Annotated in this window: 25 protein-coding genes; 8 read left to right on the forward strand and 17 right to left on the reverse strand. The window is 57.9% G+C overall.

The window, feature by feature from the left end:
- Positions 1-60: 60 nt before the first annotated feature.
- From ACR0M9_RS05095 to ACR0M9_RS05145, 11 genes are all read right to left on the reverse strand, one after another.
- Positions 61-513: an SRPBCC family protein gene (locus ACR0M9_RS05095; RefSeq protein WP_480487916.1), complete on the reverse strand. Its 453-nt coding sequence runs from the start codon at positions 511-513 to the stop codon at positions 61-63.
- 99 nt (positions 514-612) lie between these two features.
- Complete coding sequence (locus ACR0M9_RS05100; protein ID WP_480587462.1) at positions 613-1425, reverse strand: XdhC family protein; 813 nt, start codon at positions 1423-1425, stop codon at positions 613-615.
- A gap of 13 nt (positions 1426-1438) precedes the next feature.
- Positions 1439-2629 (reverse strand): vWA domain-containing protein, encoded by a 1191-nt coding sequence (locus ACR0M9_RS05105; RefSeq protein WP_480773005.1) that lies wholly within the window; start codon positions 2627-2629, stop codon positions 1439-1441.
- Positions 2629-3495 (reverse strand): AAA family ATPase, encoded by an 867-nt coding sequence (locus tag ACR0M9_RS05110; protein ID WP_480487920.1) that lies wholly within the window; start codon positions 3493-3495, stop codon positions 2629-2631. The genes ACR0M9_RS05105 and ACR0M9_RS05110 overlap by 1 nt, the downstream gene beginning before the upstream one ends.
- 104 nt (positions 3496-3599) lie before the next feature.
- Entirely contained in the window at positions 3600-6017 is a 2418-nt protein-coding gene (locus ACR0M9_RS05115) for an aerobic carbon-monoxide dehydrogenase large subunit (RefSeq protein WP_480606180.1), read from the reverse strand.
- Complete coding sequence (locus ACR0M9_RS05120) at positions 6014-6508, reverse strand: (2Fe-2S)-binding protein (protein ID WP_480474462.1); 495 nt, start codon at positions 6506-6508, stop codon at positions 6014-6016. The genes ACR0M9_RS05115 and ACR0M9_RS05120 overlap by 4 nt, the downstream gene beginning before the upstream one ends.
- A gap of 14 nt (positions 6509-6522) precedes the next feature.
- The gene (locus ACR0M9_RS05125) at positions 6523-7356 is read right to left on the reverse strand and encodes an FAD binding domain-containing protein (protein ID WP_480773006.1); all 834 of its coding nucleotides are present in this window, start codon (positions 7354-7356) and stop codon (positions 6523-6525) included.
- A 139-nt stretch (positions 7357-7495) separates the two neighbouring features.
- Positions 7496-8584, reverse strand: a complete 1089-nt coding sequence (locus ACR0M9_RS05130) for an MHYT domain-containing protein (protein WP_480482627.1) — start codon at positions 8582-8584, stop codon at positions 7496-7498.
- Between the two features lie 85 nt (positions 8585-8669).
- Positions 8670-10163, reverse strand: coding sequence for a heme biosynthesis HemY N-terminal domain-containing protein (locus ACR0M9_RS05135; protein ID WP_480773007.1), 1494 nt, complete (start codon positions 10161-10163; stop codon positions 8670-8672).
- A gap of 10 nt (positions 10164-10173) precedes the next feature.
- Positions 10174-11400, reverse strand: coding sequence for a COG4223 family protein (locus tag ACR0M9_RS05140; RefSeq protein ID WP_480773008.1), 1227 nt, complete (start codon positions 11398-11400; stop codon positions 10174-10176).
- Between the two features lie 54 nt (positions 11401-11454).
- On the reverse strand, positions 11455-12168 hold the full coding sequence (locus ACR0M9_RS05145; RefSeq protein ID WP_480773009.1) for a uroporphyrinogen-III synthase: 714 nt from the start codon (positions 12166-12168) through the stop codon (positions 11455-11457).
- A gap of 98 nt (positions 12169-12266) precedes the next feature.
- On the opposite strand from ACR0M9_RS05145, the gene tsaD reads away from it, so the two are divergent.
- From tsaD to ACR0M9_RS05170, 5 genes are all read left to right on the forward strand, one after another.
- Positions 12267-13364: a tRNA (adenosine(37)-N6)-threonylcarbamoyltransferase complex transferase subunit TsaD gene (gene tsaD / locus ACR0M9_RS05150; protein WP_480773111.1), complete on the forward strand. Its 1098-nt coding sequence runs from the start codon at positions 12267-12269 to the stop codon at positions 13362-13364.
- Entirely contained in the window at positions 13361-14323 is a 963-nt protein-coding gene (locus tag ACR0M9_RS05155) for an NAD(P)H-dependent glycerol-3-phosphate dehydrogenase (protein ID WP_480773010.1), read from the forward strand. The genes tsaD and ACR0M9_RS05155 overlap by 4 nt, the downstream gene beginning before the upstream one ends.
- Position 14324: 1 nt before the next feature.
- The gene (locus ACR0M9_RS05160) at positions 14325-14594 is read left to right on the forward strand and encodes a YciI family protein (protein WP_480773011.1); all 270 of its coding nucleotides are present in this window, start codon (positions 14325-14327) and stop codon (positions 14592-14594) included.
- Positions 14594-15016: an EVE domain-containing protein gene (locus ACR0M9_RS05165; RefSeq protein ID WP_480773012.1), complete on the forward strand. Its 423-nt coding sequence runs from the start codon at positions 14594-14596 to the stop codon at positions 15014-15016. Before ACR0M9_RS05160 ends, ACR0M9_RS05165 begins: the two co-directional genes overlap by 1 nt.
- A gap of 160 nt (positions 15017-15176) precedes the next feature.
- Entirely contained in the window at positions 15177-16460 is a 1284-nt protein-coding gene (locus ACR0M9_RS05170; RefSeq protein WP_480773013.1) for a hypothetical protein, read from the forward strand.
- A gap of 219 nt (positions 16461-16679) precedes the next feature.
- On the opposite strand, the gene ACR0M9_RS05175 is transcribed toward ACR0M9_RS05170, so the two are convergent.
- From ACR0M9_RS05175 to ACR0M9_RS05190, 4 genes are all read right to left on the reverse strand, one after another.
- The gene (locus tag ACR0M9_RS05175) at positions 16680-17021 is read right to left on the reverse strand and encodes a DUF2853 family protein (protein ID WP_480482609.1); all 342 of its coding nucleotides are present in this window, start codon (positions 17019-17021) and stop codon (positions 16680-16682) included.
- A 137-nt stretch (positions 17022-17158) separates the two neighbouring features.
- The gene (locus tag ACR0M9_RS05180) at positions 17159-17908 is read right to left on the reverse strand and encodes an extensin-like domain-containing protein (RefSeq protein ID WP_480482607.1); all 750 of its coding nucleotides are present in this window, start codon (positions 17906-17908) and stop codon (positions 17159-17161) included.
- 13 nt (positions 17909-17921) lie between these two features.
- On the reverse strand, positions 17922-19310 hold the full coding sequence (gene ahcY / locus ACR0M9_RS05185) for an adenosylhomocysteinase (RefSeq protein ID WP_480773112.1): 1389 nt from the start codon (positions 19308-19310) through the stop codon (positions 17922-17924).
- 102 nt (positions 19311-19412) lie between these two features.
- Complete coding sequence (locus tag ACR0M9_RS05190; protein ID WP_480506832.1) at positions 19413-19727, reverse strand: hypothetical protein; 315 nt, start codon at positions 19725-19727, stop codon at positions 19413-19415.
- 206 nt (positions 19728-19933) lie between these two features.
- On the opposite strand from ACR0M9_RS05190, the gene ACR0M9_RS05195 reads away from it, so the two are divergent.
- Complete coding sequence (locus tag ACR0M9_RS05195; RefSeq protein WP_480482603.1) at positions 19934-20527, forward strand: HD domain-containing protein; 594 nt, start codon at positions 19934-19936, stop codon at positions 20525-20527.
- 36 nt (positions 20528-20563) lie between these two features.
- Entirely contained in the window at positions 20564-21286 is a 723-nt protein-coding gene (locus ACR0M9_RS05200) for an SGNH/GDSL hydrolase family protein (protein WP_480773014.1), read from the forward strand.
- 38 nt (positions 21287-21324) lie between these two features.
- Here ACR0M9_RS05200 and ACR0M9_RS05205 read toward each other — a convergent pair whose 3' ends face one another.
- Both ACR0M9_RS05205 and ACR0M9_RS05210 read right to left on the reverse strand, forming a co-directional pair.
- Positions 21325-21879, reverse strand: coding sequence for an ActR/PrrA/RegA family redox response regulator transcription factor (locus tag ACR0M9_RS05205; protein WP_050604676.1), 555 nt, complete (start codon positions 21877-21879; stop codon positions 21325-21327).
- Between the two features lie 81 nt (positions 21880-21960).
- Complete coding sequence (locus tag ACR0M9_RS05210) at positions 21961-22587, reverse strand: SCO family protein (RefSeq protein WP_480773015.1); 627 nt, start codon at positions 22585-22587, stop codon at positions 21961-21963.
- Between the two features lie 90 nt (positions 22588-22677).
- Here ACR0M9_RS05210 and regB point away from each other — a divergent pair, with 90 nt between their 5' ends.
- The gene (regB, locus tag ACR0M9_RS05215) at positions 22678-24075 is read left to right on the forward strand and encodes a sensor histidine kinase RegB (protein ID WP_480486867.1); all 1398 of its coding nucleotides are present in this window, start codon (positions 22678-22680) and stop codon (positions 24073-24075) included.
- Positions 24076-24129 lie beyond the last annotated feature (54 nt).

A 24129-nucleotide genomic window follows, 5' to 3' on the forward strand; every position in this document is an offset into this window, starting at 1 on the left:
CCCCGCCTTGTCGTCAGTGGTCCATGCTTTGACAACCTCTCGGCTATGGAACGCCCCGGATCATGCAGTCGACTGCTCTGACACGATCTCTCCGAACCGCGTAAAGAACTTTGCCGACAACTTCTTGGCGGTTCCCGCAATCAGCCGACTGCCGAGCTGAGCGATCTTGCCACCAACATCAACCTTCGCCGTGTATTTCAGTACGGTTTCGTCACCTTCTTCGGTCAACGAAACGTCTGCGCCGCCTTTGGCAAATCCAGCCGCCCCGCCCTTGCCTTCACCCATCAAAGAGAACCCGTTTGGTGCATTGGCCGTGTCCAATGTGACCTCACCCGCAAAGCGCGCTTTGACCGGGCCAATTTTCAGAACAACTTTCGCCTCAAGATCGGTTGGTGATTTCTGCGTCAGTTCCTCACATCCCGGGATGCATTCCATCAAAATGTCGGGATCGTTAAGCGCGCGGTAAACGACGTCGCGTGGCGCTGCGATACGGATTTCATCAGTCAGTTCCATTCAGGTCTTTCCTTTGTTCAACAACATCTTGGAAATAGGCGCATTGCAGCCGTTTCTATCCTTTGAGCCAGCCACGCAGGCCACATGTGGCAAAGGTGTTCAAGCAAGCTTTTCATCATGCGACACCTTTGCTGCCTTTTCACCGTTCCGCCACATCACAATCTCGGCCAAAATCGACAGGGCGATCTCATGCGGATCTATGGCATGTATGTCCAACCCCGCCGGGGATTTCAGGCGCGCAACTTTCAAAGGGTCCAATCCCTGGGCGATAAGCTTTGCAGTCAGCGTAGCTGCCTTGCGGCGACTGGCCACCATCGACACGCGTGCCGCATCGGTTTCCAATGCAGCCTTCAAAGCGGATGCATCGCTGCGCCCCTGCGCAGCCACCACGACAAAGTCCCGCGGCTCCACACCCAGCGCATCGACATGTGCCAAGGCAAACCGCACATGGTTTCCAGCAATATCAAGCCCATCCTCGACAGCCGTGCGAAATCCGGCCAGCGATCCATGCGCTGCCAGAGCTTTGGCAATCAACCCCTCGCCGAAAATCACCAGCCGGGGCGCGTGTTGATAGGGTTCGACCAAAAGATCGACTGTACCACCGGACGGGCACCCACTTTTGAACGTTTGAACACCATCGGGATCCGTCATGTTCACCACCTTTTCCGAAGGTTTGACACGGATAATCTGCGGTGCCCCGGACGCCCAAGCTTGTTGCGCCGCGGCCCGGACTGCGCGCTGCACACAAGCCCCGCCTAGATGCCCCAGGATTTCACCCGCCTGGGTAATCGCCGCCTTCCCCCCAGCTTTGGCCGAGGTCGCATCCGCCGTGCGCAAAACCGTCGCCACACAAAAGGCCTCTCCGGTTCCGCGCAGCTGATCGATGGTGTCAAAAATGTCGAAATTCGCCAAGGTCAGACTCCTTTCACAGCTTTTGGAACTGCGGCTCAAGCGCTGCCAATGCATCCAGTGTATTGGCCGGCAAATGCGCATCCAGATAGGGTTCAGCCGCCTGCATCGCTGCCGCAATAGGTTGATAGTCCTTCCAGCCCTTCAAGGGGTTCAGCCAGACGATCCGGCGTGCCTTGCGCCTGATACGCGCCAGCATATCCCCCAGAGCCTGCGGATCAGAACTGCAATATCCGTCCGACAGGATCAGGACGACAGTACGCCCGTTCAGTGCCCGCGCGCCGTATCCCGACAGAAATCGCTCCAGACTGCCGGAAATATCGGTACCGCCGCCGAAGCCTTCGGCCATCAGCGACAATCGCCCCGCAGCCCGGAGGGTGTCATGGTCGCGCAACGCATCTGTTACCCGCATCAATCGCGTGTGAAACAAATACGCATCTGCCTCGATCCCGCTGCCGGTCAACCCTTTCAGAAAAGCCAGAAACACGCGTGAGTACGCGGTCATCGAACCACTAACGTCGCACAATGCCACAATCCGCATCGGGCGCGGTGGCCGCGCTCGGCGATACAGGTCCAGCGGCTCACCGCCACGCGCCAGACTGGCGCGCTGTATTCGGCGCATATCCAGAACAGCCCCGCGCAACGCCCGTTTCCGGCGGCGCGATCGCCTGTCCCGAAATGCCCGCGCCAAGGTCAGCGCGGCTGTTTCAGCCTGTTTTAGGGCCTCTTCGTCCATCAACTCTCGCAAGTCCCGGCGTGACAGGTTGGCCGTTCGCGTGGCGATCAACTTGCCGTCCACCCCTTCGGCTTCCCCTTCACCGCAGTCAGGCAGAGTGGCCTCTTGCTCCGACCCGGATCGTGGTTCGTCCTCACCCTGAGTTCTGGTCTGCCAGATCATTGGCTTGGCGGACTGCACCCGCACATGCTTGTTTTTCGCTTTTCCCGAACGCTGTGCGCCAGCGTTGAACCAATAGGCGTCGAACAGTTCATCAAATCGGCGCCAATCTTCCGCATCTCCGGTCAATACCGCGCACATGGCTTGCCGGGCCTGTTTGGCATCCGTTGCATCCACTTCGGACAAGGCGGCAAGCACGTCCCCCGCATCCGACGCCCCCAATTGCATACCGTTCATTCGCAAATGCGCTATGAAACCCGACATACGGTCGGCAAGACCCGAGGCCCGAGAGGGAAAGCGCGTAACCTGCATCACGCGACCTTTCCAATCAGGCGATCCATCACCTCGGGCGGTGCCGCATTGTAATCTGCGGCAGTTTTAAGCAAACACACCAGCGTCGCCTGGACGTCTTCGCGGGATTTGGCCAGATCATTGACACCCAACCCGGACAGGGCTGCTGCCCAATCCAGCATTTCGGCGATGCCCGGTTTCTTCTCAAGATCTTCCTGACGCAGCGCCTGTACAACACCGATGATCTGACGCGCCAGAATCCCCTCGATTTCAGGCAGTCGCGCCCGCAGGATTGCCAGTTCGGTCTCCCTCGAAGGATAGTCAAGAAAGCTGTACAAACACCTTCTGCGCAGCGCATCCGACAAATCCCGCGTCCCGTTGGCCGTCAGAATGACGACAGGCCGCACATGTGCCTGCACCGTTCCCAACTCGGGTATGGTGATCTGAAAGTCTGACAGGATTTCCAGAAGATAGGCTTCGAACTCCTCATCCGCCCGATCAATCTCATCAATCAACAGAACCGGAGGTTTCGTTTCCGAGATAGCCTCTAACAAAGGCCTTTTCAGCAAATATTCATCCGAAAACAGCTGCGCCTCAGCGACGCCGCCTTGCGCTTCGCTCGCCCGGATCGCCAATAGCTGTCGCTGATAGTTCCATTCATAGATGGCATGACTGGCATCCAGACCTTCGTAGCATTGCAGACGTATCAATCGCGTATCGCGCCAGGCTGCCACCGCTTTCGCAACTTCGGTTTTCCCCACACCCGCCGGCCCCTCCAGCAACAACGGGCGCCCAAGTTTCTGCGCCAGATGCAGCGCCATGACCAACCGATCATCGGCAACATAGCCCTGCTCGGCCAACCCGTTCTGCACGTCGTTCAAGGTCAAAACCAGGATCCTATCTTCATCTGGCCCCAAATATCCCGGGGGAGGTTCGGAGGGGGCAGAGCCCCCTCCGTCGGTCGGACCGGCAACAGCCGGTCCGATCCCAATCACCCATGCATCCCCAGACCATTGGCAATCTTCCAAATCCGCCAGTGATCGTGCGGCATATGGCTCTGCACCAACCCAAAAGGCCGGAACGCGTCATGCACTGCGTTCGAGAACGCAGGCACACCGCCGACATTCGGGCTTTCCCCCACACCCTTTGCGCCAATCGGATGGTGCGGGGATGGGGTCACCGTATGGTCAGTGGTATAGTTCGGCGTCTCCCACGCGGTTGGCAGGAAAAAGTCCATCAGCGTACCGGTTTTCACATTGCCCATGTCATCATAGGCAATCTCCTGACCCATCGCGATGGCCAGTGCCTCGGTCACACCCCCATGGACCTGACCCTCGATGATCATCGGGTTGATCCGGGTGCCGCAGTCATCCAAAGCGTAGAACTGCCGGACCTCCCATTCACCGGTATCCACGTCAATCTCCATGACACAGATATAGGCCCCGAACGGATAAGTCATATTCGGCGGGTCGTAATAGCTGACGGCCTCCAGACCCGGCTCCAGTCCAGGAATGGCCTGATTATAGGCGGCGAATGCGATTTCCTTCATGGTCTTGAACCGCTCAGGAGCGCCTTTGACAGCAAAGCGATCCACGTCCCATTCGACGTCATTGTCATGCACCTCCAGCAGATAGGCCGCGATCATCTGGGCTTTTGCCCGAATTTTGCGGGCCGCCATCGCCGTGGCCGCACCAGCGACCGGAGTAGACCGGGACCCATAAGTCCCAAGCCCGTAAGGTGCGGTATCCGTGTCACCCTCTTCCAGCGTGATGTCATCGGCGGGCAGGCCGATTTCACTGGCGATGATCTGGGCAAAGGTTGTGGCGTGGCCCTGCCCTTGACTGATCGTCCCCAGCCGCGCAATCGCTGATCCGGTCGGATGAATGCGAATCTCGCAGCTGTCGAACATTCCCAGCCCGAGGATATCGCAGTTCTTCACCGGTCCGGCCCCGACGATTTCCGTGAAATGTGTCAGGCCGATGCCCAGCAGCTTGCGCGTTTTCCCAGCCTTGAAATCTGCGATCCGCTGCGCCTGTTCCGCCCGCAGACCCTCATAGTTCACGGCCTTCAGCGCCTTGTCCCAGGCGGTGTGATAATCGCCCGAGTCATATTCCCAGCCCAGCGCCGACTGATACGGGAACTGATCTTTGCGGATGAAGTTGATCCGGCGCAGCTCGGCCGCGTCCATGTTCAGCTTGATGGCCAGAACCTCGATCATGCGTTCGATGAAATAGGCAGCTTCGGTTACGCGGAAGGAACAGCGATAGGCCACACCGCCCGGCGCCTTGTTGGTATAGACACCATCCACCGCCAGATAGGCAGTCGGGATGTCATAAGACCCGGTGCAGATATTCATGAAGCCGGCAGGGAATTTGGTCGGATCGGCACAAGCGTCGAAACCACCATGATCCGCCGTGGTGTGACACCACAATCCGGTGATCTTGCCATCCTTGGTGGCGGCAATCTTCCCCTGCATCCAGTAGTCGCGGGCAAAGGCAGTGGACATCAGGTTTTCCATCCGGTCCTCGACCCACTTCACCGGCTTGCCGGTAACGATCGAGGCCACCACCGAACACACATAGCCTGCGTAAGCCCCCACCTTGTTGCCAAACCCACCACCGATATCGGGGCTGATCACGCGGATATTATGCTCGGCCAGCCCCGAAATCAGAGACACAACTGTCCGGATTGCATGGGGGGCCTGGAACGTCCCGTACAGAGTCAGCTTGCCAGTCACCTTGTCCATCGACGCCACGCAACCGCAGGTCTCAAGCGGGCACGGATGGGTGCGGTGGTAATAGATCATCTCTTCGGCGACCACGTCCGCCTCGGCCAGCACAGCTTCGGTCGCGTCCTTGTCGCCCTGTTCCCACGTAAAGATGTGGTTGTGATGTTTGCGCGGACCATGTGCGCCTTCGGTCTGACCTTCCAGGTCTTCGCGGAGCACCACGTCCGACTTCAACGATTCGAACGGGTCCGTGATGACAGGAAGCTCTTCGTATTCGACCTCGACCAATTCAACGGCATCCGCCGCGACATAGCGGTCTTCGGCGACGACATAGGCAACTTCCTGACCCTGGAACAGCACCTTGCCATCGGCCAGCACCATCTGCTTGTCACCGGCAAGTGTCGGCATCCAGTGCAATCCCAAAGGAGACAGGTCTTCGGCGGTCAAAACGGCGATCACGCCGGGCAGTGCCAAGGCCGCCTCTTTGTTCACGCTGACGACGCGGGCATGGGCATAGGGGGAGCGCACAAAATCGCCAAACAGCATCCCGTCCAGCTTGATGTCATCGACGTAATTACCCTTTCCTTGGGTGAAACGCACGTCCTCGACGCGCTTTCGGGCGCAGCCCATACCTTTGAGGTTGGCAGCGCGTTCTTCGGGGGTCAGAGTCTGGTCGTTCATTCCGCGGCCTCCTTCTGAGCATTGAGCAAATCAGCCGAAGCCGAGATGGCCTTAACGATATTCTGGTATCCGGTGCAGCGGCACAGGTTTCCGGCCATGCCGAAACGGATTTCCTCCTCGGTCGGGTTCGGGTTTTCCTGAAGCAGACGATGCGCCCGGGTGATCATGCCCGGCGTGCAGAACCCACATTGCAGCCCGTGATGTTCGCGAAACATTTCCTGCAACACTCCAAGGCTGCCATCGTCATTGGTCAGGCCTTCAACGGTTGTGATCTCAGCACCGTTTACCTGCGCTACAAAGGCGGTGCAGGATTTGACCGACTTGCCGTCGATATCAACGGTGCAGGCCCCGCAATGGCTGGTTTCACACCCGATATGTGGGCCGGTGATTTTCAGGTCTTCCCGCAGGAAGTGGATCAGCAGCGTGCGCGGCTCGGCCAGACCTTCAACCTGCTTGCCGTTTACGGTCAGTTTGACATGCATTTTCGACATTGGTTCCCTCCCCCTCAGCCCGCGCGGCTTTGCGCACGGTCGATGGCGCGGCGCAGCACCACGGCTGCCACGTGTTTCTTGAATTCGACAGGGCCGCGGTTGTCAGCGACCGGATCGATTGCGTCTAGCATTGCGGCAACGCACCCTTCGACATCGCCCGCAGCCAGCGCGGTGCTGGCCTCATCCGACCAGATGGGCGTGTCGGCCAGATTGGTCATCGCAACCGAGGCCTGACCGTTGCCAACCATCACAGCCGCAGCGGCGGTCGCATAATCTCCTATCTTGCGCTTTTGCTTTTGATAGGCCTGCCCCACGCCTGCACCCGGCACAGGGATCGAAATCCGGATCAGGATTTCTTCGTCTTCGCGGGCGGTGAAATACGCGGCCTCATAAAAATCACGCGCGGCAACTGTCCGGTTCCCGTCCGGGCCGGACAACTCGAACGAGGCGTTCAAGCATTGCATCAGACCCGGCATGTCATTGCCCGGGTCACCATTGGCTACATTGCCACCGACAGTGCCCATGTACCGCACTTGCGGATCCGCAATCTGAAGCGCCGCCTCGCGGATCAACGGAATGGCTTCGGCCAGACCGCTGTGGGTGATCAGCTCGTGCTGCGTGACCATCGCACCCAAAGTAACGGTGTCAGGCCCGACCTCTATCCCCTTAAGCTCTTCAATGGCCTGAAGATCGACCAGATGACCCATCTCGGCCATGCGAAGCTTCATCATCGGGATCAGGCTGTGCCCGCCCGCGATCACGCGCGCCTCGTCGCCATATTCCTGTAGAATGCCGATGGCCGAGGCAATGTCGCCTGGCCGGTGATACTCAAAGCCGGCTGGTATCATGTTTTTCCTCCCTGGGTCCGGGCGATATGCCTTGGGGGACCTGAGGTAAGGAAAGAACGGCGGATTTAACTGATCCAGTTAAGGAAAACGGAGCGCGCGGCTTGTTTCACGAAATGCGAAAGAACTGCACGAGTTGCGCCTAGACCCCCAGTGCCTCGCGAATATCTGTCAGGCGGGACCGGCTGACCGGCACCTTGCTCAGCGCGTCAACACCATCGAAATAACAGGTGCCGTTGTCCTTGTGACGTTCAAATCGCGAGACGTGTTTCGGGTTCACCAGATAACTGCGATGCGCCCGCAGGAACCCTTCGGGCAAAAGCCGCGTTTCCGCATCGGTGATCGACCAGGGGCAGAACAGTTTCTCTGCATCCATATAGAGTACCGTGTAATGCCCTTCGGCCCGAATTGCGGCGATCCGCGCGGGATGCGCAAAAAAAGTCTGGCCTTCGCGCTCATACGGAACACCAGCGCGCATTGGGGTGGGTTCCGACACAGGTCCTGAGGCAGGTGCAGTCACGGGCTTTGGCTCTATGAACGTAATACCGGTCAACAGGAAAGCACCACAGATCAGAAAGACGGATACCGTCACCCCCATTGCCAAAACCTGATTATCCAGCGCTGGACCCGCCCCGCCGAGGCTGTCGCTCGCGACGAAATCAGTCAGGCCCGTGGCAACAAAATGCATGGTGAACACCGCCAGCCCGAAACAAACCGTGCCAAGCAGGATGTTCCGTTGTGTCCGGTTGCCATAAGCCACCCAAATTGCAGCCACCGACAAGATTACTGATGCCAGTGCTGACAGAGCAACATCGAAAATGTCATAGACGGGGCGGCAAAGCTGCATACCAGCCATCCCGACAAAGTGCATCGCGACGATGCCCAGCCCGACAATCACACCAGATCCGATCATCGTCTGAACCGAGCGAGGCCGGAAATGCAGCAGCAGCAACGCCAGCCCGACCATCAGGATCGCGACCAGTGCCGACATCAGAGTGATCAGGGCATCATAGTAGAACAGGATTGGCAGTTGCAGCCCCAGCATCGCTACGAAATGCATCGACCAGATGCCGCCGCCCAGAATGACAGCGGCCAATGCCACCACGAACTTGCGCTGCTGGCTATCCAGCCTTGACGCGCCATGCGTCAGGTACAGACCCGTGAACCCGGCCATGAGCGCCACGGCAAGCGAAGCCACCACCAACCAAGTGTTGTGAGAGTAGTCCAGCATTTGGATTTGAACGCCCTCCCCGACGCGAGGATGACGTTAGCAAACCGAATTGATTGCGACAATTCACAGTTAGCAACAGCAGGGCTCAGACCTGTTTCTGAGCCTCTGCGTCGTCCGCGACCTCTACGGCATCCACTGAGACTTCAACCACATCATCGTCCTCCGCAGGCTCGACTGTTTCGGGTTCTTCGGTCTGGTTTTCAAGTGCGCCGACGATCAGCGGCAACATGTGAACCCCGGTTGCTGTTGCAATCTCGGGTGTCTGTGGTGTCTGCCAGCTGAGCGTATCGAAGCTGTGGCAGTTCTGACAGACAGGTCCCCATTCGGGTTGAATGTCATGACAGTTGTCGCACACCCATTGCGGGCCGCGCGGCGCGTTCAGTGCCTTGGCAAGCCAACCTTGGACAACGGCGTCCGTGGCACCCTCGCCGCGCTCAACAGCAGCCATCAATGTATAGGCGCGCGCATCACCCCGTTTTTCGACAACATCACCCAGGGCACGGCGGGCTTCGGGAAAGTCTTCGGCCACAATGTTCAGCTCGGCCAGGATCAAACGAGTTTCCATGTTTTCAGGATGAATGCGGGTCAGTGCCGTGAATCGTCTGACCCGTTGTTCCGGAGTTTCATCCGGCGCGATCTCGGCAAAGGCATGGGCCAGATCCGGATGTGGGCGAACCTCCCACGCTTTTTTCAGGATCTTTGTCGCTGCCCGCGACTTGCCCTTGGCGATATACGCGCGGGCTGCCATGGCGGCGGCGGGAACCAGATCGGGCGACAGGCGATTGGCTTCGATCGCGCGCTCCTGTTGCTCGACAGTTGCGCCTTCATCCAGGATTCCCTTGGCTTCGGACAGCGCCAGAACCGCATCGCGGCGTTTGAAGACGTCGCGCGGCAGATACCCTGCTTTCAACTTGGAAGTCAGCGTCGACCGGGCACCGGCCCAATCCTGCGCCTTGGTCTGCAAATTCAGTAGAACATCCTGTGTCTCTTCGTGGCGGGGTTTGATGGCCAGTGCCTTTTCGGCCAGCTTGCGGGCGGTTTCATCATCTCCCTCGGCAAGCTTCTGTTTCATGATACCGCGCACCCCGACAAATCGGGTCGCACTGTTTGTCACCAGTTTCTTGTAGGTGTCCGAAGCTTTCTTGGTGTCACCCGTCATCTCGGCAGCCTGCGCCACCAGTAGATCCGTCAGTTCCGGCTTGTTCAACAGCTTTTCGGCTTTACTGGCCTTGGTCATGGCAATGCGCCCCTCGCCCGAGGCCAACGCCATCAACCCATCGGCCAGCGCCTGATAGCCGCGCTGTTCCCGGCTGCGGTCGAAATAACGCGACAGGGCGGTTTCGTCGCCGTTGAGGAATTTGAGCGTCGCAACCAAAAGGCTGAGCAGTTTGAAGAACAGCCAGACCGCAAATACCAGAACACCCAGCGCAATCACCGACTGAAGCGGCCCAAGGGTGAATTCCGTGCCCGCGACCGTGATCTGCACCCCACCACTGGTTTGCATCAGGAAGTGACCGCCCAGCGCCAGCAGGCCGATAATCGCAACAAAAACGAGGATCTTAAACAATGACCACAGCATGGCAGGTCCTTCAGTTCGAGTTCAGGCTGGAAGCCAGCGTATTCACGGCGTCAACGGCGGCGGCTCGTATCCCGGCCGCCTGCTCCCAATCGGCCATCGCAGCCCGCGCCACTTCGGGAAGTGATTTCAGTTCATTCAACGCTTTGGTCAGGTCGCCATCTGCCAGCGCAGCCTGCGCGCGCGACAGAACAGCGTCTGGACCATCACCTTCCTGAGGCGTGACGGAACGGGCGCCCGTTTGGCGTTGCAGGAAGGCGACCAAACCCGTTCCTTTTTCAGCCTCGCGCGCCTCGGCCAATGCATCTCGCGCCGCAGGCTCGAACGACGCCCGAAGCGCGGTCAGTGTTTCCACGCCTTTTTCCGACGGGCCGGACAGGGCGTCCGGCACATTCACGCCGCCTGCCTTCAATTCAGCAACCAGTTCCGAAAAAGGCTGACCGGTATCCAGCTGCCCACGCAGGCGCGCCAGAGTGGCAGCATTCGTTGCGGCTTGTGCTTCTGCCGAGGCTTTCGCTTCAAGGGCCTGAGCGTCCGAAACCATTTTTTCGACTTCAGCCCGTTGCGCTGCCAGCGAATCCTGAAGTTTCTTCAGTTCCGCCTCAAACGCGGCGGTTGCCTCGGGCGAGGCAGTGGAGGCAATCGGGGCTTTTTCCAGCGCAGCGATCCGGTCCGTCAATGGCGCGACCTGACCGGACAGCGCATCGACCGAGGATTTTACCGTGCTCAGGTCGCCTTCAACCGGTGTCAGCTTGTCCGACAACGTTTTGACCTGATCTGCCAGTCCAGACACATCAGGGCTGTTTGCAAGCGCCTGTGACAGTTTGGCGATCTGGTCCGACTGCTCTGTCAGCTTTGCTTCCAGCTCTGCCAGCGCTCCCGAGTTGTCCGGGCTGGTTGGCAACAGCCCTCCGTTGCCCAGCGCGAAACCTGCAACGGCAGCCAGCGCGCCCCCCAACAGGGCCGGAACGAAACCGCCACGTTTTTCAACTACGCGTTCGACGGTCTTTTCAGTGACCGGGGCTTCGGCTTCGGCTTCGGCTTCGGCTTCGGCTTCGGCTTCGGCTTCGGCTTCGGCTTCGGCTTCGGCTTCGGCTTCGGCTTCGGCTTCGGACAGGTCTTCTTCTACAGGTTCAGTCGGGTCAACAGGCGTATCGTCCTGCCGCAGATCAGTTTCAACTGCATCATCCGCTAGGAGGGGTTCCACCGGCTTTTGATCGGATTTCTTCTTACCAGCCACCGCAATATTCCCCTTATCGAATCCAAATTCAGATGAATAACAGCCCAGGTTAAGTTAATCGGGGACCTCGCCTCCCTCAACCCGCAACACATGTTTCGCAAGCTTTTTAACAGCTTTACGCATTTTCTTCGGTGTCGGATGTTTTGCGATCTTCAGGTGCTCATAGCCCAAGGAATAAAGGGGATCAGCCGTAGCCTGGCTGATCGCAACCAGCCAAAGGGGGGCTGATCCGGCCCAGATATCGGCAAAATGTCGCGCCGTACGCGGCGAGAAAAGCGGAGCAATAATAGGCTGATCTCCTCTGGCGGCCTCGGTTGCCTCGGGTGTTAGCGGCAACAATCGCTGCTGATAGACCGGCTGTTCCCGAACGGTCAGACCAGATTCGGTCAGGCTGCCAGCGACATTGCCCCGTGTATGCTCACCCCGCAGGTGCAAAAGGGGGCTTTTGGGCCGATGCTTGAGCAGATGCCCGACCAATTCTTCTGCCGTGGTTCCAACCATCTTGGCCTGCCACCCATACCCTTTCGCGGTACCGGTTGTTGCGGGTCCCACGCAATAGGCCGGCAGAGTGCGGTCAACACCTTTCGAGACCGCCGCATTCACCGCATTGGCCGATGTAAAGATCAGTCCCTTTACACCTTTGGTATCCACCGCAACTGGCAGAGGCCGGATTTCCATGATCGGCGAATAGAGGACCTGAACCCGGGATCTGACGCCGGTTGGCAGCTGCTCGACAAACCTTTCCGAGGCGGAGCGAGGGCGGGTCATCAACAAAAACAACGTGTGGCGCCTTGACCCTTCAGGATTGTTTGCATCCGCGCAGGGTGATACCCCGCCGTATATACATGATGCAACGGATCAGGGTGATGGTGCAAACACTTACCGTATTGGGTTTGGAAAGCAGCTGTGACGACACAGCCGCAGCGGTCGTGCGCCAGACCGAAGGTGCCAAAGCCGAAATCCTGTCTTCTGTGGTGCACGGTCAAACCGATCTGCACAGCGCCTTTGGCGGTGTCGTGCCCGAGATTGCGGCCCGTGCGCATGCCGAAAAGCTGGATGTCTGCGTCGTGCAGGCGCTGGAGGCCGCTGGTCTGTCACTTCGCGACCTGGACGCCATTGCCGTCACCGCCGGGCCCGGTCTGATCGGAGGGGTCATGTCCGGTGTCATGTGTGCCAAAGGGCTGAGCGCCGCCACGGGCCTGCCGCTGATTGGCGTCAATCATCTTGCCGGTCACGCCCTGACACCCCGCCTGACGGACGGCATCGCCTTCCCTTACCTCATGCTTCTGGTGTCGGGCGGCCATTGCCAATACCTGATCGCCCATACCCCCGAGCAGTTTACCCGCCTGGGCGGCACCATCGACGATGCGCCAGGGGAAGCCTTTGACAAGACCGCTCGCCTGCTGGGCCTGCCGCAACCCGGCGGCCCGTCTGTCGAGGCTGAGTCCCGTGATGGTAATCCCCAGCGGTTCCGCTTTCCCAGGCCACTGCTCGACCGGCCCGGCTGTGACCTGTCTTTTTCGGGGCTGAAAACAGCGTTGATGCGGATGCGCGACCAGATCGTGGCCGATAAGGGTGGGCTGACCCGTCAGGACCGTGCTGATCTGTGCGCAGGGTTCCAGCAGGCCATTGTGGACACATTAGCCGAGAAAACCCGCCGCGCGATTGATCTGTACCTTGATCACAACCCTGTTGATCCCGTTGTCGCGGTCGCAGGTGGGGTGGCGGCGAATTCGGCCATTCGGACAGCGTTAGAGTCTGTTTGTGCCCAGAAAGGTGCCCGGTTTACGGCACCTCCGCTGGCTTTGTGCACGGACAATGCCGCGATGATTGCCTATGCGGGTCTTGAACGCTTTCGCACCGGCGCGCGCGACGGTCTGGACCTGATTGCCCGCCCCCGCTGGCCGCTGGATCAACGCAGCCCGGCCATGCTGGGCAGCGGTAAGAAAGGGGCCAAGGCATGAACATATCTGTCCTGGGATCCGGCGCGTTTGGTACCGCTTTGGCGATCTCGCTATCAGGCAACGGGCCGGTAACGCTGTGGTCCAGAAACGCCGATCAGGCGCGGCAGATGCACGAGACGCGCGAAAACTCCACCCGGCTGCCTGGGGTTTCCTTACCCACGAACATCGCCGTAACCGCAAATATCGCTGAGGCGTCGAAGGCTGACATTCTGCTTTTGGCTGTTCCTATGCAGCAATTGCGCAGCGCCTTGCAGGATCACGCCCCGGTGCTGCGCGGCAAGACATTGGTCGCTTGCTGTAAGGGGATAGAGTTGGATTCTGGCCTCGGGCCCGTTGCGGTCATCAGGGATGTTGTCCCCGACGCCCCGATCGCTTTGCTGACAGGACCCAGTTTTGCTGATGACATAGCGCGCGGTTTGCCCACTGCGTTAACGCTGGCTTGCGGTGATACGAATCTTGGCAAAGCATTGCAGACCAAACTGGCCACTGCGAATCTGCGCCTCTATCGGACCACTGACACCATAGGTGCTGAACTTGGCGGGGCGCTGAAGAACATCATGGCCATCGGTTGCGGCGCAGCAATCGGCGCGGGGTTGGGGGACAGCGCCCGGGCCGCGTTGATGACTCGCGGTTTTGCGGAAATGCAGCGCTTTGCCACCCTGCGTGGCGCGCGTCCTGACACCCTGATGGGCTTGTCCGGGCTTGGGGATCTGGTGTTGACCTGCTCCTCAGAACTGTCCCGAAACTACCGTTTTGGCCTTAGTTTGGGTCTGAACCAACCATTTGACCAACATACTACCGTCGAAGGCGTCGCCACTGCGCGCGCCATGTCAGAGATTGCCGTCAGGGAAAGGCTGGACATGCCCATCAGTACAACTGTGGCGGATCTCAGCCATGGTGCCTACAGTGTAACCGAGGCCATCCAAAATCTGCTCAATCGCCCACTCAAGGAGGAATAACATGCAGATCGCACTCATCGCCCGTGACAAAGCCGGGGCACTGCAAACCCGGCTGGACAATCGCGCGGCCCATCTGGCCTATATCGAAGAAACGGGTGTTGTATCGCAGGCAGGGCCGCTGCTGGATGGCGACGCCATGATCGGTTCGCTGGTTGTGCTCGACGTCGAAGATCTGGCTGCTGCGCAAAACTGGGCAGATAATGACCCCTATGCAAAGGCAGGATTGTTCCAGTCGGTTGAGCTGATTCCCTGGAAAAAGGTGATCGGCTGATGGCGTATTGGCTTTTCAAGTCCGAACCTTCGACCTGGAGCTGGGACCAGCAAATGGCCAAGGGGGACACGGGCGAGGAATGGGACGGTGTGCGCAACTATCAGGCGCGCAATTTCATGCGTCAGATGGCCATTGGGGATTGGGGGTTCTTCTACCACTCTCAAAAGGACAAATCGGTTGTGGGTATTGTCGAGGTATGCGCCGAGGCACATCCCGACAGTTCCACCGATGATGAGCGCTGGGAATGCGTGGATATCAAGGCCATCCGACCATTTTCCAAGCCCGTGACACTGGACCAGATCAAGGCCGACGAACGGCTTTCCGACATGGTGCTGGTGAAAAACTCTCGTTTGTCGGTTCAGCCGGTAACAGACGATCAATGGAAAGTGGTCTGCGCCTTGGGTGAAACGCAGCCGGATTGACCTGCCGTTCTGTATCAGGTGCAAAACTTCTCAAACGTCCGGCAAGGTGTTATGTTTCCAAGGGCTACACCGGGTAGGGATCTGAAGGTTATGATTGCTCTGGCCGTAACCGCTTGGTGTTGTTCGGATAAATTCGATATGTTTTGAAAGTTTGAACCCCGTGTCTGACACTGAAAACGGCAACGGGACACTCGATAACACCGTTGCTGCGAAAAGCACGAAAACCTGGGAAGCGCGCCTGAAAGAGGCGCGGGAGAAGCGCGCGTCGGTGCTTGCGAAGGCGCAGGAAGAACCTGTTTCGACATCTGTCCAGACAGACAATCCTCCCCCTCCGGATGATACAGATACTGAGCAGATCGTTTCCGAGCGGGTCCGTTCGCTATATCTGGACAAACCGCGCGTCAGAAAAAAACGGAAAACTTGGGTCGCGTTAGTACTGCTTGCCCTTTTGTGTGGGGCCGCCTTGCAATGGGTCGTTGCAAATCTTTTTGATGACTGGCCATCCGCAGACGCAGAAGATCAGGCTGTTCTGAATGCGCTTTCTGAAACCTTTCTGGTCCCCGAAGAACCGCCTGAGGCTGCAACCACCAGCCTGCCGGACCCGAAAGACGCCCCTTCGCCAGAGGATCTTTTGGTTTCAGGGGCCTCCGAGCCTGAGCCTTTCTCAATCCCCGCCGACGTCAGCGAACCCTTGGACAAGCCAAATAGCGAGTCCGTCGATCCGGTAATTTTGGATCAATCCGATGCAACGCCCGCCCAGGAACCGGAAAACACTGTCATGCCGGAAAGCGAGTTTGCAACCGGCCCGAATCCTGAAGCGGCAACGGAGAAGCCGGAAGTTTCCTTAACGCCGCCCAAGATTTTCATTCCTGCACAGATGGAACCCATGTTGGCCGTCGCAACTGCTTCAGACATTCAAGCCGCGATTCCAGCCCGGTTTGATCCACGATTTCGCAATCTCAATCCGCTGAACAAGGGCGGATTATCGCAGACATCACAGATAGCCCATGATCCCATTCCGCAAGAGATCGACACACCCGCCAATCGACCCTACACCGAGGTGAAACCGCTTCTTTTGGCGCCAGCCATTGGTCTGGAGGTCTCGCTTTTTGTACCGTCGAGAGTTTCGCAAGAGACCAGCAACCGGGCATTGGAACTGCTTGCCCGAGGTCAGGCAACGGTGGTGGCAACAGCTCGGGTGGGATACCGGGTCAGAGAAACTCAGGTCCGGTTTTACCATCCCGATGACGCCGAAAACGCCGCGATAGCCGCCGATGCACTTGGGGGTATCGCACGGGACTTCACAAGCTCGGGCAGCAAGACGCGCCCGGGGCGGATCGAGGTTTATCTGGAAGGCAGCGGCGGAAATGCGGACGACAATTCAACCGTTCAGCCTGACAGCGCAGAAAACCTTATCGCGCGTATCCTAAAAGAGTTCAGATAAGTAATGAGGGAAGGCCCTGACGATGCAGAACCTTCCCTACCCCCGCGTGCTCCCTACTCACCACACGCGTATGGAAATGTCTGGTTCTGACCGTCCTGGTCACGGTTTGACCTTAGCCCACCCGCGCCCAGCATTTCAAACGCCAAGTCCTTAAAAAACAACTCAAATACAAAACGCCCGCCGGGAAGGCGACAGGCGTTTCAGGAATGCGCGGAAAGATCAGCCGTAAACGGCTTCTTTTCCGAAATGCCTGGTCAGCATGTAATAGACCACGGCGCGGTATTTGTTGCGCTCGGACATGCCATAGGTTTCCATGGCTTTGTTGATCGCTGCCATCAGCTCGGGACCATCGGACAAGCCCAGTTTCTTGATCAGGAAGTTGTTTTTGACGGTTTCCAACTCGGACTCCTGGCTGGCTGCAACAGTTGCCGCATCTGCGTCATAAATCGCCGGGCCGCAACCGATTGTGACCTTGGTCAGCAGGTCCATATCGGGGTTCATCCCACATTTGTTTTTCAGATCTTCAGCGTATTTGGCGATCAGCTCGTCGCGCTTGCCCATGTCCTAATCTCCTTAATCCGTTAATCCGGCACCAATCACCGATAGCCGAGATTAGACGTGTCACAGGTCTGCCAAAAAGGATAAAAAACTGCGTTTCCTCCCCCTTAACGGGGGCTGGAAGGCACAGAATGCAAGACCTATCTGCAGTACCCCCAGCCAGAACCTTGCAGGTGGAAATGATCCGCGTGCAAGCGATTGAAGTCCGGGCCCAGAACCACACGAAACCAGTCGCACGCGCCCCGCCAGATCTGTCGCAGGAACGCGGGTTCGGCGCCAGAGCCGTGCCAGTCCTTTAACAGGGTCAGCACGCGGCCATCGCTCGTCTCTACACCGATGATATCGATCGAGTCCGCACGGGCATGGCTGCTCCATCCGTTGTTTTCACCCTTCAGGGTGCGCATGCGCCTGCAATTGTAACTTCCGACATGGCGCAATCGGGCAATACCGGTTCCAAGCAGTTCGTGCGCGACCGGCTGCACGACATGGTGTTCCCACATCGCCAGCCGCAATGTCGTGGCGCAACTGGTTTCAACGGCTTCGATATGCGAGGTGGCCAGTCGGGTCAGAAGGCCGCGTGCGGCAATGCCACAGTTCTGGTCAATGACCAGATCCTCCATCGCCTCGAAATGAACCCCCGCTTCGGCCAACGTAGCCCGACACTGGGTTTCGTCCGCCACGGCGCGGTTCAGTTGATACCTGGTGACCGGCGTGACCGGCGCGCTGACTTTCAGGTCGCGCAACGGGTTCCAGTGCGATGGCACCGGTGTCTTTGGATGCGCCAACAGCACCCAGCCGCCGCCGCCCAGCACGATCACCACAACCAGAACCCTGAAAACAAAGAACGCCGCCGAGTAAAGAAACCGGCGGCGACCGTTGTTCTGCGTCATCGTCAGACGACAATCAGTAGCGGTAGTGTTCCGGCTTGTATGGACCTTCCGGTTTGACACCGATGTACGCCGCCTGATCCGCATCCATCTTCGTCAGCTTCACGCCGATGCGATCCAGATGCAGGCGGGCCACTTTTTCGTCCAGATGCTTGGGCAGGATGTAGACCTTGTTCTCGTACTGGTCACCTTTGGTGAACAGTTCGATCTGTGCCAGAACCTGGTTGGTGAACGAAGCCGACATCACGAAAGACGGGTGACCTGTGGCATTGCCAAGGTTCAGCAGACGGCCTTCAGACAGCAGGATCAGACGGTTGCCCGAAGGCATCTCGATCATGTCCACCTGCTCCTTGATGTTGGTCCACTTGTGGTTCTTCAGGCTAGCCACCTGAATCTCGTTGTCGAAGTGACCGATATTGCCAACGATGGCCATGTCCTTCATCTCGCGCATATGCTCGATGCGGATCACGTCCTTGTTGCCGGTGGTGGTGATGAAGATATCCGCGCTGGCAACTTCGTCTTCCAGCAAGGTCACTTCGAACCCATCCATCGCAGCCTGCAGCGCGCAAATCGGGTCAACTTCGGTCACCTTCACGCGCGCACCTGCACCGCGCAAGCTGGCGGCCGAGCCCTTGCCCACGTCGCCATAGCCGCAAACCACGGCAACCTTACCGGCCATCATGGTGTCGGTGGCGCGGCGAATACCGTCAACAAGCGATTCCTTGCATCCGTATTTATTGTCGAATTTCGACTTTGTGACCGAGTCATTCACGTTGATCGCCGGGAACGGCAGGTGGCCGTCTTTCACCAGCTGATACAGACGGTTCACGCCGGTGGTGGTTTCCTCGGACACACCCTGAATCTGGTCGCGCATCTTGGTGAACCAACCGGGGCTGGCCGCCATACGCTTGGCGATCTGCTTCTTGATCACCTCTTCCTCTTCCGAACCCGGAACAGGGATGACGTCTTCGCCTGCCTCAGCACGCGCGCCCAGCAGGATGTAAAGGGTCGCGTCGCCACCATCGTCGAGGATCATGTTCGGACCGTCTTCAAACAGGAAGGATTTATCCAGATAATCCCAATGCTCTTCCAGTGTCTGACCCTTGATGGCGAAGACAGGAATGCCCGCCTCGGCAATCGCGGCGGCGGCATGGTCCTGAGTCGAGAAGATGTTGCACGACGCCCAGCGCACATCCGCACCCAGCGCAACCAGCGTTTCAATCAGAACGCCGGTCTGGATGGTCATGTGCAGCGACCCAACGATACGCGCACCTGTCAGAGGCTTGCTGTCCCCATATTCCGCACGCAGGGACATCAGTCCCGGCATCTCGGTTTCGGCAATATCCAATTCCTTGCGGCCGAACCCGGCCAGCGAAATGTCTTTAACGATATAGTCCACGGCCATCAGGCGCTCCATTTTCGGTAAGTCATAGTCCCGGCTGCCCCTAGCATTCCTTGGGGCAGGTGGCAACTTTGAAGACTGTTACCGGAAGCCTGGTGGCCGCTTTCAGCTTGGCGTGCCTTCGATTTTTATCTTTGGTATCGCTTCAAAAAAATCTGTGCCAACGGCAACAATACAGCTGATTCCGTTCGCATTGGTTACCAAAACGGTATAACTGCCCGTTTCCTTCGAGGCCCAGACCTCCATCACCGACTGTGCGCTGCGTGTCTTTTGCAAACCGCCAAAGGCCAATTCTTCGGCGTAGTTTTCCTGCAATTTGGCGACAATATCGTCGCGTTCTGCACAGCTCCGGGCAAAAGCTGGTGGGGCGGTCGCGGCCATACCAAAGGTCAGGGCAATGGCAAACAAACGCTTGAACATGACATACTCCTATCGTTTCGCGTTTCACGGTCGAGAGGAGCACACCGGGAGAAGCATGTGCCCCCCTCGGTTTTGATGTCGGGATCATGGCGCGCCGTTTCAAAGCACAAATGCTCAAGAAACTGTTGGCAGCAAGTGATCCAGACAGGTACATCATAACACAAAAATATGGCGCAATCGCGTCCGGTCAGGCGAGGCATAGCAAAATGGCAACACAACCCAGAGCATGGCAGCGCATGTTATCGGGGCGTCGGCTGGACCTGCTGGACCCGACCCCGGTGGATATCGAGATAGAAGATATCGCGCACGGGCTTGCTTTTGTGGCACGTTGGAACGGGCAGACACGCGGCGATTTCGCCTATTCCGTGGCCGAGCATTCCCTATTGGTTGAGGAACTCTTCGGAAGAATTGCGCCCAAGACACCCGTCAAATGGCGGCTGGCAGCCCTGTTACATGATGCGCCGGAATACGTGATCGGCGACATGATTTCGCCGGTCAAATCCGCTGTGGGCCCCGGTTACGGCGCCTTGGATGACCGTCTGGCGGCAGCAATTCACATCCGCTTCGGCCTGCCAGCCGCGGTGCCGAAAACGGTGAAGCGGCAGATCAAGAAAGCCGACAAGATCAGCGCCTGGATGGAGGCCACCCAGATCGCGGGCTTTTCCGAGGCTGAGGCGACGAAATTCTTTGGTCGCCCGGATAAAGCGGTGATGGAGGGATTGGAGATTACGTTGAGACCACCGGTCGAAGTAAGGAAAGCCTACACAGATCGGCACACAGTGCTTCTCGCGCTACTTTAGCGACTTGCAACCTGAACAGCTAAAGGAAATGGTGAAATGAGCGCGAAACGGTCGATTGGGAACCGGATCTTGCTTGCAACAAATTTGGTGCTGATCCTGGCGCTAGCAGCCGTGTTGATCAGAACTGGGTATCTGGCGAAGACAGTACGCAAGCTTACCGGAGCGCATACTCCCGTCACAGAAACTAAACACTATCAGACAATGGTGTGGCTGCACAAACGACCGATTTCCCAAGCTCTAGCGTCACCGAATATTCAAATCGCATTTATTGGTGATTCCATCATCGAGGGATGGCTAACCAGCAACATCGTTTCAAACGCATTGAATCTGGGAATCAGTCGGGACACAACCCAAGGCTTAATAGCAAGGGTACACCCGGAGCTCATCACTCATGTTCCGGTCTGGTACTTGGGTGTTGGGGTTAATGACGCCCTGAACGACACACCTCTGGAGGAGGTTCCGAAATATGTTAAGCAGTTAGCGGATGTGTTCACCTCCGTAGACAGATTGATCTGGCGTGCCGTTCTGCCTGTCGCAAGCGAAACTTGGACTATCGAAAACGAAACGTTTCGAACCACCTACAACATTGCAGCACAACAAGCTTGCTTGGAGATGGGAAACTGCACGTTTCTCAACTCCCCTCCCGGGTATAGTGATAACATCGATAAGTGGACATCGGACGGCCTACACCCCAATCCAATCGGTTATCGTCACCTGACACAGCAGCTTTGCGCTGAAATAAAGTGTTCCCTTCAGTGACGCTGAGTGGGGTTTTTTGCGGTGATTAGGTTATAGTCTCAACGCGGGCTGCGTTTCGCTAGTATCCGCTGCAAGGTCCGGCGGTGCATGTTCAGCCGCCGTGCGGTCTCACTGACATTCCGGTCGCACAGCTCATAAACCCGCTGGATGTGCTCCCAACGCACGCGGTCCGCGCTCATCGGGTTTTCCGGCGGCGGGGGCAATTCGTCACCCTTGGCCAGCAGCGCATTGGTGATGTCGGTGGCGTCGGCGGGTTTCGACAGATAATCGGTTGCGCCGATTTTTACGGCAGCAACCGCAGTCGCAATCGCCCCGTACCCGGTCAGAACCACGACCCGGCTGTCAGGGCGCTTTTCGCGCAAAACCTCAACCACATCCAGACCGTTGCCATCCTCCAGTCGCAGGTCAACAACCGCGTAAGCCGGTGGGCGGGCGGTGGAAATTGCGCGGCCTGCGGCGACGGATCCTGCGGTTTCAACCTCGAACCCACGCTTTTCCATGGCCTTGGCCAAACGTCTCAGGAACGGCTCGTCATCATCCACCAAAAGCAAGGATTTGTCAGGGCCGATATCAAGCTGAGAACTGTCTGCCATATGTTAGGTCTTTCCGCTATTTCATGCCTTTGGCTTAAACATGAGTAATAGCAGCGCAGAAACAAAGGTCAAACAACCTTGTTAATGCGCTGCCTGGTCCAGAAAGCACCCGACCCTGTCCGCCATCTGTTCGGCCGTGTCATCGCGCTTGAAGAATTCAAGGAAACCATGTTCGGGCGTCACCAGATATGTGAAGGTGGAATGGTCAACAAGGTAGAATTCGTCGCTTTTATCCTGTGCCTTGTAATAGGTCTTGTAAGCCTTGCTCGCCGCCCTGACCTGTTCGGGTGAACCGGTCAAGGCAATCGTTTTGCCGCCTAAGTTAAAGGCATAATCATCCACAACCTCGGGCGTGTCCCGTTCGGGATCGATCGAGATGAACAGCGCAGTGGCCGACTGTCCGCGCTGGTTCAGGATATCCACGGCCTCAACGTTGCGGGACATGTCAAACGGGCAGACATCGGGGCAGAATGTATAGCCGAAATAGACAAGTGTGGGTTCGGTGATCACGTCCTTGTCGGTCACCGTCTCACCTTTGCCATTCACCAGTTCAAACGGCCCGCCGATAGCAGCGGTCCCCCCGGCGATCTGCCCGGATCGGCACTGTGCAAACTGGTCTCCGGATCCGCCCCCACGCGTCAAAAGCCACATCGCACCTAGGCCAATAGCCAGAACGAAAGTTGCAAGAATTGCGTATAGGCGGGTCATTTCGGTTTTCCGGTCGCAAGGGGTTGTTGATCGTTCCGGCCGGGACACCTATCAAGATGACCAGCCTTTGCAACAGGACATAAGCGACCGATGGCAGATTCCAATCAGACTTTTTGGCGCGGCCAGGAACGCAGCAGCTGGATCCGCCTGCGCACCCTGATCCTGTTGAGATGGGTTGCCATTTTTGGTCAGATCACCGCCATCACCGTGGCCCAGAAATACTATCATGTGCAGCTGGAACTGGGCCTGTGCTATCTGGCCATCGGGATCTCGGTCATGGGTAACCTGACTGCCATTCTGTTGTTTCCACAGAACAAGCGGATGTCCGAGTTCGAAAACTTCCTGATGGTTCTGTTCGATCTGCTGCAACTGTCGATCTTGTTGTATCTGACGGGCGGTCTGAACAACCCCTTCGCCCTTCTGCTTTTGGGGCCGGTCACGATTTCCGCCAATGTCATGAGCACACGGTCGACCTTGATAGTTGGGGCTGTTGCGATTGTTCTGACCACCCTGCTGGCGGAATTCCACCTGCCGCTGCGGACCAACATCGGAGTGTTTCTGGACATTCCGGAAATCCTGCTGTTTGGCAATTGGGCGGCTATTATTATCGCCATCGTCTTTATCGGTGCTTATTCTCACCGCGTCAGTTCCGAGGTTCAGTCCATGTCCGAAGCGCTGGCTGCCACCCATATGGCGCTGGCCCGCGAGCAAAAATTGACCGATTTGGGTGGCGTGGTAGCCGCTGCCGCGCACGAGTTGGGCACCCCCTTGGCCACGATCAAACTGACAAGTGCGGAACTGATCGAAGAGCTGGACGACCGTCCCGACCTCAGGGAAGACGCCGCCTTGATCCGCGAGCAGGCTGATCGGTGCCGCGACATTTTGCGCGATATGGGTCGTGCCGGAAAAGATGACCTGCATTTGCGGCAGGCTCCGCTTTCGACGGTGGTGAACGAAGCCGCCGAACCGCATGTTGACCGGGGCAAGGTCGTTCATTTTTCTGAAGGCCCGACGCAGGACGGAGACGTGCTGCAACCCTCGATCCTGCGAAAGCCCGAGATCATTCACGGGCTCCGCAACCTGATCCAGAATGCCGTGGATTTCGCCCGCGCGAATGTCTGGGTCGAAGCCGAATGGACAGACAGCAGGATCACCGTCAGCATCATGGATGACGGGCGCGGCTACCCGTCGCACATGATTGGACGCATCGGTGATCCCTTCATGCGCCGCAGACGGGCCGAAGCCGACCTGCGGACCCGGCCGGAATACGAAGGCATGGGACTGGGACTGTTCATCGCAAAAACGTTGCTGGAACGCAGCGGTGCCGAGCTGAAATTCGCAAATGGCACGGACCCGTATCAGCATCTGACTGATCACAAGGACAGGACAGGCGCGATCGTCAAAGTCTCGTGGCCGCGCAACCTGATTGACGCGCAAAAGGGTGACACGCCGGTTCCATCCGGTTCCAACAAACGCATTCAAGTATGAGTTAAGGAGCCGTTAACCTATCCTGCCCATAGTCAGCCGGGGTTTGTTCTACCT

The organism is Ruegeria sp. CH2 (assembly GCF_056537065.1).